General features: G+C 61.4%; 10 protein-coding genes and 1 pseudogene. 2 read left to right on the top strand and 9 right to left on the bottom strand.

Features of this window, described 5'->3' with window-relative positions; all coding sequences use genetic code 11:
• On the bottom strand, positions 1–173 hold a 173-nt coding region (locus QHC67_RS18110; RefSeq protein WP_319296463.1), incomplete at its 3' end, for a DUF6088 family protein.
• A gap of 212 nt (positions 174–385) precedes the next feature.
• On the opposite strand from QHC67_RS18110, the gene QHC67_RS18105 reads away from it, so the two are divergent.
• Entirely contained in the window at positions 386–988 is a 603-nt protein-coding gene (locus tag QHC67_RS18105) for a hypothetical protein (RefSeq protein WP_319296459.1), read from the top strand.
• On the opposite strand, the pseudogene QHC67_RS18100 reads toward QHC67_RS18105, so the two are convergent.
• The 4 genes and pseudogenes from QHC67_RS18100 to QHC67_RS18085 all read right to left on the bottom strand — a co-directional run bounded on the left by QHC67_RS18100 (position 978) and on the right by QHC67_RS18085 (position 5500).
• Positions 978–2353: pseudogene (locus QHC67_RS18100) on the bottom strand (aldehyde dehydrogenase family protein). The gene QHC67_RS18105 and the pseudogene QHC67_RS18100 overlap by 11 nt on opposite strands.
• A gap of 24 nt (positions 2354–2377) precedes the next feature.
• On the bottom strand, positions 2378–2677 hold the full coding sequence (locus QHC67_RS18095) for a putative quinol monooxygenase (protein WP_319296456.1): 300 nt from the start codon (positions 2675–2677) through the stop codon (positions 2378–2380).
• A gap of 122 nt (positions 2678–2799) precedes the next feature.
• The gene (locus QHC67_RS18090; RefSeq protein ID WP_319296454.1) at positions 2800–3483 is read right to left on the bottom strand and encodes a type 1 glutamine amidotransferase domain-containing protein; all 684 of its coding nucleotides are present in this window, start codon (positions 3481–3483) and stop codon (positions 2800–2802) included.
• Between the two features lie 427 nt (positions 3484–3910).
• Positions 3911–5500 carry a Na+/H+ antiporter gene (locus tag QHC67_RS18085; protein WP_319296452.1) on the bottom strand — a complete coding sequence of 530 codons (1590 nt, stop codon included), beginning with the start codon at positions 5498–5500 and terminating at the stop codon, positions 3911–3913.
• Between the two features lie 332 nt (positions 5501–5832).
• Here QHC67_RS18085 and QHC67_RS18080 point away from each other — a divergent pair, with 332 nt between their 5' ends.
• Positions 5833–6738, top strand: coding sequence for a LysR family transcriptional regulator (locus QHC67_RS18080; RefSeq protein ID WP_319296450.1), 906 nt, complete (start codon positions 5833–5835; stop codon positions 6736–6738).
• Positions 6739–6778: 40 nt separating this feature from the next.
• Here the strand turns inward: QHC67_RS18080 and QHC67_RS18075 are convergent, their stop codons facing one another.
• The 4 genes from QHC67_RS18075 to QHC67_RS18060 all read right to left on the bottom strand — a co-directional run.
• Positions 6779–7192 (bottom strand): putative quinol monooxygenase, encoded by a 414-nt coding sequence (locus QHC67_RS18075; protein WP_319296447.1) that lies wholly within the window; start codon positions 7190–7192, stop codon positions 6779–6781.
• Positions 7193–7218: 26 nt separating this feature from the next.
• Positions 7219–8073 (bottom strand): VOC family protein, encoded by an 855-nt coding sequence (locus tag QHC67_RS18070; protein WP_319296444.1) that lies wholly within the window; start codon positions 8071–8073, stop codon positions 7219–7221.
• Between the two features lie 111 nt (positions 8074–8184).
• Positions 8185–9195: an aldo/keto reductase gene (locus QHC67_RS18065; RefSeq protein WP_319296461.1), complete on the bottom strand. Its 1011-nt coding sequence runs from the start codon at positions 9193–9195 to the stop codon at positions 8185–8187.
• A gap of 425 nt (positions 9196–9620) precedes the next feature.
• The coding region (locus tag QHC67_RS18060; protein ID WP_319296441.1) for a hypothetical protein at positions 9621–11241 on the bottom strand (1621 nt) is incomplete at its 5' end.

Here is an 11241-nt window from a genome sequence, read left to right as displayed (position 1 = left end):
GGATCAGCGGGATTCGGCGCCTTGGTGAGGCTGTTGAAGTCCGGCTTGTCATATAGGCCTCTGTCGATCCTGCGGAGAGTGCCGGTTGCGACGAGACGCTGGAGAGCCTTGTCGACGGCGTCGCGCGTAGCGAGGTCGAGAAAGTCCGCCGCCGTCCATACGCTTCGCGGCATACCGGCGCTAATCCGCTGTAGAATGCGGGTTCTTAGGTCTAGGGGCTCACTCATTTGTCCGAAATTTGTAGATGTATTTCGGACAAGGCCCGACCAGCCGGATGCCCAGATGATGATCGTTCCGAAGCCGACCGACCGCAAATTTAACGACATTTTACCCGCCAATCCGCTGATCGAGCCTACGACAGGCTTTTGGCAGGAACTCCGACGCCATGAGCACCACAAATAGGAATGTCTTCACGACAATAACCAGCTTGATTTCGCAAAGCGGTCATGAGCTGTTTGCGGCGCACACCTTCGAAGAGACATTTGCGGGTGACCGGCGCTCGGTAGATCATCTGGCGACGCTGCTCGTTCAGCAGGAGAACGGCGTCAGCTTTCTGATCTCGCATTTCGCGAGCCAAGAAGCACTGACGGCGTGGCGATCCTCTGCAGACCATCAACGCATGATCGAAGCGCTCGAAGCGCATTCGCTTCGTGAGCTTTGCACGATCGACCGACCCGTCGCGCGTGTCATTGTGCCGAGCCACGTGGCAGGGCCGAGATGGAAAATCTTCGTGACGAGTTGGATCGTGACCTTCCCGCTCTTGGTCGGACTGATTGCGTTGCTCGATCGCTTGATTCCGCAGGCCACTCTTCTCGCGCGTCTTGCAGTGACGTCGCTTACCATGTCCGCCGCGATCACTTGGCTGATTTCGCCGGTGGTACTGCGCCTGACGCGGACTTGGCGCCTGCGCCACCAGCAGATGCGGATCGAATTGATCGAAGGACCGAGCGACCGATCAGTACAGCAGCAAGATGCTGTCAGCGCTTGAAGACGATCATCTTCTCTGCGGTCATCTCGGCAGCCGTGTAGGGAATGCCGCCGATACCGTGGCCGGACTCGCGCCGTCCGGCGAAAGGCATCCAGTCGGTGCGAAATGCGCTGTGATCATTGACCATCACCGCCGACGCGTCGAGTTTCTCGGCCGCGTCGAAGGCGACGGCCAGATTTTCGGTAAATATACTGGCCTGAAAAGCGACCGGAAGCGAGTTCGCGGCCGCGATCGCTTCACCCAATTGGTCGTATCCGTACACGCAGGTGACAGGGCCGAAAATCTCGTGCGTCGACGCCTTGGCGTCGCGGGGCGGATCGACAAGGATCGCCGGCTTCAGGGTGGTCTCGCTTTCGCGGCCACCACCGATCAGACGCGCGCCCGCGGCGACGGCCTCTTCGGTCCAGCTCTCGACCGGTCAGCTTCCGCAGGCGCGATCAGCGGCCCCACCTCGGTTTCGGCCGAAATCGGATCGCCGCCGCGCAGCTGGTCGACCCGAGCGGCAAACCGGTCGAGGAACGCCGCCTTGAGTGCCGCATGCACATAGATGCGCTGAACCGACACGCAGACCTGTCCGGCATGATAGTAACCGCCCTTGGCGATCGGCTCGATGATCGCATCGAGATCGGCGGTCCGGTCGACGATCACGGGAGCGACGCCGCCATGCTCCAACGCACACCGCGTGCCGGGTGCGAGGATCGAGCGCAGATGCCAGCCGACCTTGGCCGACCCGATGAAGCTCAGGAACGCGACGCGCGCGTCGCTTGCGAATTTCTCGGAGAGCTCACGATTTTTGGGCAGCAACGTCTGTACCCAGCCTTCCGGCATGCCAGCCTCGTGGACGAGCTTCGCGAGTTCCAGGCAGCACAACGGAGTCGCCATGGCGGGCTTCACGATCACCGGGCAACCGGTGGCGATGGCGGGCGCGACCTGATGGACGATGAGGTTGAGCGGATGGTTGAAGGCCGAGATCGCCGCCACCACGCCAATCGGCTCCTTAATCGTCCAGGCGCGTCGATCCACGCTCCCCGGGGTCAGTCCCATCGGTACCTCGACGCCGCCGCGCATGCGGAGCAGGTCGGCGGCGCAACGAATGCCATCGATCGCGCGGTCGACCTCGATCAGAGCGTCCGAATAGGGTTTGCCGCCTTCGCGCGCGATCAGGATCGCAAATGCTTCATGCTGCCGCTCGACCAGTGCGGCAAGCTTGTGCAGCACCGCGATCCGCTGATGGGGCTGCAGCCAGGTTTTGCGATCCTGGAACAATGCGCGCGCCGTCGCCAGCTTCGCCTCCAACGCTATCGCGTCATCGGTCGGCACGTCGGCGATGTGGGCGCGATCATAGGCTTGCACGACCTCAACCATGTTCTTCCTCCGGCCTGGGAGCGCCTAGCCGACCTCGACGGGCTCGAGCACCAGCGCCGCGCGTTCCGCCAGGGCGGGAATTCTGGACAAATAGTCCTGATAGTGGGGCGTCTTGCGGTGCGCATCAGCCGCATCGGCGTCATGATAGAGCTCGTCGAGCACATAACGCTCGGCATGAGCGGAATCCCGCCAGACATCCCAGCGCAAATTGCCGGGCTCAGCCCGGCAGTGCGGCACCATGCCGAGGAGTAATGCGTGCAGTTCCTCCGCCTTGCCGGAATGGGCGGTGAGGCTTGCTGTGATCTTCACTGGTGATTGGGTCATCCAAAGTCTTCCCGATGAAATGCACGAGTACAACCGTTTCAGGTGAGCCGCGCGACGCGTTTCCAGAGGTGAGATACCGGTACGGGTTCAAGCCGTTAGGTTTCAGGCCGCGCGTCACAGCGTCACGCCGGAACTGCCGTCCGTTCGAGGGCGGCAAGCAATTCCTTCCCCAGCGCCCCTGCCGAGGCGGGGTTCTGGCCGGTGATGAGCCGACCGTCGACGATGACATGAGACTCCCAGTTGGCAGCAGAGGAGTATTCGGCACCCTCCGCTCTCAGCGCATCCTCCAGTTCATAGGGCATGTCCTCGCGGGCATAATCATACTCTTCCTTCGTCGAGAATGAGGTAAGTTTCTTGCCTTGCACGAACGGCACGCCGTCACCGACGTCGACGCCGAGCAACGCGCACGGGCCGTGGCAAACGGCTGTCACAAATTTGCCGGTGGTCCAGGCTCGCACGATCGCCCTTTGCACGTCTGCATTGCGCTGGATGTCGACCATAGGTCCGAGGCCCCCGGGCACCAGGATGGCATCATAGTCCGCCGCGTCCACCTCGGACAATTTGCGGCTGCGATTCAGCCGGCGAAAGGCCTTACTTTCCATGAACGCCGTCTGGGCTGGGTCGGTCTCGTCATAGGCGTCATAGGGCGTCCAACCGCCAGCAGGTGACGCGAACTCCACCGCGATCCCGGCCTTGTCGAGAACCTCGAACGGATGGGCGATTTCGGCGAAGAAGAAGCCGGTCTTGCGGTTTTTCGGACCGAGCACGGCCGCGTTTGTGACGATGAACAGGACATGTTGGGTCATTGCAATCTCCTTGAACCAATTGTGGCGAAGGGCGGCTCGGCACCATGATTAAGCCCGGCAGCGTTGCGGCCCCACGCTATTAAAACGTCAACCCAGCCCGGCGAGACGACCACATGATCGTCTTTCTCGGGAAGCAGAACTTTCCGTATCCTATGCGCGCAACGGATGGCCCGCATTCACGCCAATGCTCACTGGTTAACATCGGTGCATCCGCATTGGTGGTTAAAAGAAGTAAAAGCACCCCGAGGTCTCGATTGCTGTCGAGAATCGACCGGGGATTTCACCGATCAGCGGCTGCCTCATCACGATGTTCCGGGCGTCACCGGTGGGACAAGATGCGATCCTCTTTTCTGGTTCAGGCCGCTGAGCTGTTCTTGAACCGAACGCTGTCGTTTCCAGCTGCAAGGATGTGGCAGTGGTCGGGAAACTAACCGTCCCGTTGGAATGTGATAGTCATTTCTTCGACATCGAGATCGCGCTCCAAAGCGTGAAGCACCTCGTCTTCGATCAGCCCCGCCCTGTGGACTTCGACCAGCTTCCTTCGCGCGGCGGCGATGGCTTCAAGCAGGACATCGAAATGCGGCCGCATGCCTTCCATCGTGGATTCCGAATCCGCCGCATAACGGTCCATGAACGCGACTCTTCGGTGATATTCCTCCAGCAGCAAGGGGTGGATCAGCGTGCCGTCGGGCGCATAGGCTCGTTTCTCCACGACGATCATTCGGGCGTGAGTCATTGTGCTCTCGGTCGCGGGCAGGTCCATTTTGGCCGGGGGGTCGGTGTCCTCAGGGCTGACGGCGCGGATAAGCAGGCCGAGAGTTGATCCCTGTACGACGACGACGACCGTCGCGAAGATGACCGCGAAAGCGCAGATCAACATGGCGTCGCGGCCGGGCATGTCGGCGGGCAAGGTCAACGCCACCGCCAGCGTCACGACGCCGCGCATGCCCGCCGCACCCAGCACCGTTGCCTGACGCCAACCCAGGGGTCGCGCACGCGCAACGCCGGCCCTGCACATAAGAACGAGAACTGCCTCGGCCCCGAAGATCCAGAGGAAGCGGGCGATGGTGATCGCCAGCAAGCCACCGAAGATCAGCTGGATCATGGACAGCGGCACACCCGCAGTCATGTCGAGCCGCTCAACTGCTCCTCGTAGTGAGAAACCGATGAGGATGAAGACGAACGCTTCGAGAAGGAACACCATGATGTCCCAGACGGCACTGCCGAGAATCCGGATCTCCGCCGATAGAAGCGTGTGGTAGTTCCAGCTGAGCACCAGTCCGGCAGCGACGGTCGCGATCACGCCCGAGACATGCACCGCCTCGCCGGCAAGGTACGCGATCCAGCCCATCGAAAGCGTCGCAATCACGATCAATGTCGTGTCACCCAGACGTCGCACCACCAGGATCCAAAGGCCTGCCAATGCCAATCCGACGGCCGCACCGCCGATCGCCACGACAAGGAAATCCTGGATTGCTTCGCCTGCGTGAAAAACGCCGCTCATGGTCGCTGCAACGGCGAACCGAAACAGGATAAGGCCGGTCGCGTCATTAAGCAGGCTCTCGCCCTCGAGAAGTGCGACAAGCCGACGCGGCAATGTAACGCCCTTGAGCACGGCATGTGCCGAGACCGCGTCCGGCGGAGAGACGATCGCTCCCAGCGCGAAGCAGGCGGCCCAGGGCAGATCGGGAAGGATCCAATGGGTCACGAGGCCGACTGCCAGCGTCGTGAAGATTACCGCGCCTACCGCCAGGGACAATATGCCGGGCAAGTGACGACGGAAACGGCTGAGTGACGTGCCATAGGCGCCGTCCATCAGCAGCGGCGGCAGGAAGAGCACGAGCGCCAGTTCGGGATCGAGCGAAACCGCAGGCAGTCCCGGGATGAAAGCAAGTCCACCTCCGCCGACCAGCAAGGCCGTAGCCGGTGGTATGTGCAATTTCTTCGCAAGCCAGTGGAGTGCTACGACGAGGGCGAGCAGGATAAGGACCAGCTCAAACGCCTCGGTACCGCGCATCAGAGCAAATCCCAATCGCCTGCCAGGGTGATAGCGACCTGTGCCAGCATTGGGGCGCCGTGGGTCCGCCTGCGCAGCAAATCCTCAGGCGTGGCCGAACGCCATGCAACGTGGCCATGTCTTCGCCGCAATGCGCGCTCCTTTCTCTGCTGATACTTGGCGGGACCGCGTCAAAGCATCCGCATCGCGCCAACGGCATAGACTTGCTATCATCGGCAGGGCTGATCCGGCGGTAAAAATTAGTAAATCGACAGCAGCGGGAGGATCACGCACACCTCGGCGGCGAGACTTCCCTCTCCCTATTTGATAGGCTCGCACCCGAGGGGTGCGAGATGGACAATCGTGCAGGCGAGATGCTGGTATTCGTGCGCGTGGTGGAAGCGGGCAGCTTTTCCGAGGCGGCACGGCTCATGCTCATGACACCGTCCACGGTGTCGAAGCTGATCGCCCGTCTGGAGGCGCGCCTCGGCGTCCGCCTGATCGAGCGGTCGACGCGCCGGCTGGCTCTCACCGGCGAGGGGCAATTCTACTATGAACGCAGCCAGGCGCTGCTCGGAGAACTTGACGAGACCGAGCAGCAGATCGCCAAAGGGGGCGCCGAGGCGGAGGGGATGGTTCGCGTAACCTCCTCGGTGACGTTCGGCACCGCTGCGCTCGAACCGATCCTGCCGGCCTTTTTCGACGCCTATCCGAAGATCGCCGTCGACCTTTCATTGTCGGACGAGGTGGTCGACCTCTATCTCGATCGCACCGATGTCGCGATCCGGGTCGGCAAGCTGGCCGATTCCAACCTCATGGCGCGTCGGATCGGGGAGACGCGGCGCCGCATCGCCGCATCGCCCGCTTATCTCGCGCGCCACGGCACGCCGCAGACGCCAGAGGACCTTGTCGGCCACAATTGCCTGGGCTTCAATTTCCGCCGCGCCATGCCGGTGTGGCCGATGCGCGAGGGCGGGCGCATCGTGGAACGGATTCTCAGCGGATCGCTGCTCGCGAACAATGGCGAGACGCTGCGCCGGATGGCGATCGCCGGCGTCGGCATCGTGCGGGCGGCCGATTATCATCTGCGCCAACCCATCGCGCGCGGCGAGCTGGTCGAGATCCTCGGCGACAGCGACGTCGGCATGGCGGATGAGATTCATGCGCTGTTCCGCGGCGCGCAATTCCTGCCCGCGCGGGTGCGCGCCTTTCTCGATTTCACCGTGCCGCGCATGCAGCGCTTTCTGGCCGGGGATTGAGGAAAGCGGCCAAGGCAAGAATCCGCCCCGGCCGTGCGCCTCACCGGCCGCCAAGTCCCAGTACTTCCATCCGCATCACCTGCACGCCGCCCTGTGCGAGCGCGGGCAGCTTCGCGAACCAGTCCAGCACATAGGGCATGGCGTTATGCGCCTCGAAATCCGCCTTGGTCGCGAACACCTCGTAGAAGATGAAATGCCCCGGCGCCGCCCGATCCTCCTGCAGGAAATAGACGAGGTTCTTGGGGTCATTCCGCACCAGCGCGATCAGCGGCAGCGTGGCTTCGCGCAATTCCGCTTCCTTACCCGGCTTCGCCCGGATTTCGGCGACGATCGAATAGGCGCCGCTCGGAATCTGCGCATAACTGACGCCCGTGGCTTGCTCGGCGGCCGCCGGCGCGGTCCACGAACCTGCGACCATCAGCCCCGCCGCCAGCGATATGAGAATGGTACGCATGGTCGATCTCCTTCTAAGGAATGGGGTTATTGGCCGTTCAGTGCCTGCTCGCGCTTGGCGAAGGTGTCGGCGAAGCGCTGCTTCACCGGGCCGAGTGCCTTGACGAATTCGAGATGCTCGCCCTCGGGCCCCTTGCAGTAGATCAGCTCCCAGCCATCCGAAGGGGCGACCGTCACCTTGTTGGTGTTGGCGCTCTCCGGCGCCGCCTTGCGTTCGGCCTCGGAGCGGACGCGGACGATACGATTGGCGCGCACCTGCGTCATGCCGCGCCGGGCGGATTCAACTTCCAAGTCGGTGATGAACTTGTTGAAGTCGACGTCGTCGCGCACATGGAAGCAGATGTGCATCATGCGCGGGAATGCCGGGCTCATATTCTGGACCGGCGGCGCGAAGCTGTTCGGACCACCCATCGGCTCGTCGGCGTTGCGGTACTGCAGCAACTCGATCACGACATTATCGAATTGGATGAAGCGTACATCGAGCCGCTGATCGCCGTCGCGCAGATTGGGCACGCCGATCGTCTGCGGATCGACATGCAGTTCGTTCGCGCGGATTTCCTGATCGGTGAGCAGCGTGTTCTGCACCGGATCGCCCTGGAAATCGCCATGGCGGAACACTTCGGTGCCGCCCAGCACCTCAGTGTAGAATTCATACGCACGTTCCATGTTCTGCACGGTCAGCCCGAAATGCTGAACGCCCTGCAGACGGGCGCCGAGCGGTCCACTGTTGCGCGCGGCCGCCGAGAGGCTGTTGATACCGCGAGATGGAGGAGAGGCGGCGAGTGCTGAGCTCGCGGTTGCGCCAGCCATCATCGCGGCGCCGGCGGTCAAAAGCATTTCGCGGCGGCCAAGATTGGCCGCGTCATTTTCTGAATCTTGCATGGTCATGCTCCTTTCTGGTTCAATCTGGGTGCGCCGAAGCGCGGACACGCCGGTCCTCTCCTGCCGAAGCGTTGGCTTCGGCAGGTGCGCGAGGTTCGGCTGATCTTGGGGTCAGTCGCTAATGGGCAGGGGGGCCGCCGGGTTCACCAGACCTGCCTCGCGCAACTCGCGCCAGAAGTCGGCGGGGATGCGCTCCGCCAGTGCCCTGCTGTCCTCGGCAATGCGGCCCGGCCGGCTCGCGCCCGGGATCACCGCCGCGACGGCGGGATTGGCGAGTGCGAACTGGAGACCGGCGGCCTTCATACTGATGCCATGCGCGTCGGCGATCGCCTTGATCGCCGCAACCTTGGCGAGGATCGCCGGCGTCGCGGGGGCATATTCGAAGTTGGGACCGCCCACGAGCGCACCCGAACTATAGGGTCCCCCGACGACGATCCCGAGCCCGCGTTCGGCGACCATGGGCGTGACACGCTGAAGGGCACGATCGTGATCGAGCAAGGTATAGCGGCCGGCAAGCAGGAAGGCGTCCGGGCGCGGCTCGTCGAGATTGAGCAGCAACTCGATCGGCTCGACTCGGTTGACGCCCAGTCCCCAGGCTTTGATCACCCCTTCGTCGCGCATCCGGTCGAGGGCGCGGAAGGCGCCTTTTCTGGCGTTCTCGAAAACATCGAGCCATTCGTCGCCGTAGAAATCCTGCGCGACATCGTGGACGAAAGCGATGTCGATATAATCGGTCTTGAGCCGCTTCAGGCTGTCCTCGATCGAGCGATAGGTGGCGTCCTCGCTATAGTCGTTGGCCACCTTGTTCGGGCGACCATGCGCGAACACATCACCCTTCTCGCCATTGTCGCGCGCGTCTTCGTCGATCTCTTCGAGAACGATCCGGCCGACCTTGGTGCTGATGACATAATCCCCACGCGGCTTGCCCGCTAGCGCCTGACCCATGCGGATCTCCGCGAGGCCGGCACCGTAGAAAGGCGCATTGTCAAAATAGCGGATGCCATCGTCCCACGCAGCTTCGACCGTCGCCTGCGCTTCCGCTTCGGGAATGTCGCGGAACATGTTGCCGAGCGGCGCAGCGCCGAAGCCAAGCTTGCCGGGCAGGATATCCTTGAGTGCAATTGTATGAACCTTTTCGCCGATCTGTTCCCGGACCCGTCGTCCGGCGTCGGCGTTTCAAATACACCCTGCTCTGCATTCGCAGTAGCCGGGCCGTGCTCCCAGAACCTTGGAATAAAATTCACAGCCGAACGATGGGTCGCGGACCGAAGCTGTCGATGCCCTCAAGTCCTGAAGGCTGCGATTTCATGGATTGGCAGGCGATCGCCTGGGAGGACCGCATCCCGCTGAAGGATCATGTGCTGGAGCAACAACCGGAATGTGAGCAAAGGGCTCGAATTTCGAGCGTCGGCGTCGCTCGGCTGGTCGCTTTCCTTGTCACTGCGCACCGCGCGCCGCCAGACTGTCCAAATGCCTTTGAATTTTGCCAACCTCTTCGAGACCAGGCACGTGCTGACGGCCTTCGACCTGCTTCAGGAGTTGATCGATTACCCTTTCGGTTTGTCTGGACGACCGGAAGCTACCTCCAATTTGGCGAGGCTCACCTTGGATTCCATTTCATAAAGATAAGCGCCCCGGAGCTTGGCCAGATCGATTGCCCGCTGCAATAAGGGCCGAGCCTTCTCGATGTCGCCTGGTCGATTGCGTGCGATGAGGAGTTCGGCGGACAGGCGATGATGAACGCCGATAACCCGGACGTCCTCATCGTTCTGGGAAAAACCCAGAGCCTCCTCCAAAATTTGTTCAGCTGCTTCAAATTCGGAGAGCGTGATCCGGATCGCTGCGAGTTCAAACATGAGAACATGGAATAAGCCGGCCTGGCTTTTCATATAGTCGTCGTGGGCCATCGTGTCGCTGAACCTGCGTTCAGCGCCCCGCAGCTCCTCCTCGCTCGCGTCTCCAATTTTATATTTCACGCTGGTCAGAATCGCACTGTAGGCGATCACCATGGATCTCCATGGCTTGTATTGCCTTGAAACGACGTCCAATTTCTCAAGATAGCGCACGGCACAATCTGCGTCGCCCGAACGCAGTTCGCACCAGATGGCGCCGTGGACCAAGACAAACCATAATGTAAGGGAATTGGCGCTTGCCTCCGCGCGTTCGACCAGCAAAGCCAACTGCTCTCGCGCCTGCGCGAAAGAGCCCATCCAATAGCGGATGAGAGCCGCAGTAACCTCGGATCCGACGATCATGTCGTGGCCGAAATACAGGGAATGCCGCCTTGACGCCTCGGGGCAATTTGAAATGGCCTTTTCAAATTTCTGCAGCGCCGAGGCCATGTCCGAACCTTCGACATCGCCGTAAGCGGCAATGATCAGAGGAAGTTGTTGAATGAAACAGTCATCTGAATTCGCTGCCTTTAGGAAGAATTCGTTGAGCAACCGATCCGTCGGCAGCCTCTTGCGCGATAGAATGGGAATAAGCGCATAAAGCGCTCGGACTTGAAGAAGCTCATCCTCCGTTTTCTCCGCAGCGTGCCAGGCCTCCTCGTACAGTGCCGGATCATCGGTTTCCCGCGTCAGAAACGCCGAATGAGCGGTGGCATAGGCAACGAGCAACCGAGCGTACAAATGCGGATCGACGGCCGAAGCGGCTCCGATCTGCTTCAGAGCAAGCCCGAGATAGTGGGTTGCGTGGGCGAATCCAGCCAGTTCGATCCACAGTCTCTCCGCCGCCAATGTCAGTCTTATTGCCAGTGTTGCATCAGCCGCGAATGCCCAGTCCAAAGCGACATGTAATTCATCTTGCCAGCCCAGCGCGGTCCGTCGACCAGCAATCGGATCGTAAATTTCCAAGTCGGACCCTTCGAGCAACGTGGCAAAATATCGAGCGTGGCGATCTCTCGTTTGCTCGCGCTCGTCCGGCAAACCTGGAGCCAAAAGTGCATAGGCCCGCGTCGTCTCCAGCAAGCGGTATTCCAGCGCACCGCTTTGACGAGAGGGATGAAGAAGCGATTTGCGCGCGAGAGAGACAAGCGCTTCGCGAACGGACTGCTCCGAAAGCTCTTGATCGGCGGCGATCGCTATTGTGATCTGCCCCCTTCTGAGTGGTCCAGAATCTCTGTTATTTTGGATTATGAAGGAGTTTGGAAATGGGCAAGAGGCA

The organism is Sphingobium sp. (genome assembly GCF_033795625.1).
Taxonomy (GTDB): Bacteria; Pseudomonadota; Alphaproteobacteria; order Sphingomonadales; family Sphingomonadaceae; genus Sphingobium.
This window is presented reverse-complemented; position numbering and strand designations above follow the sequence as displayed.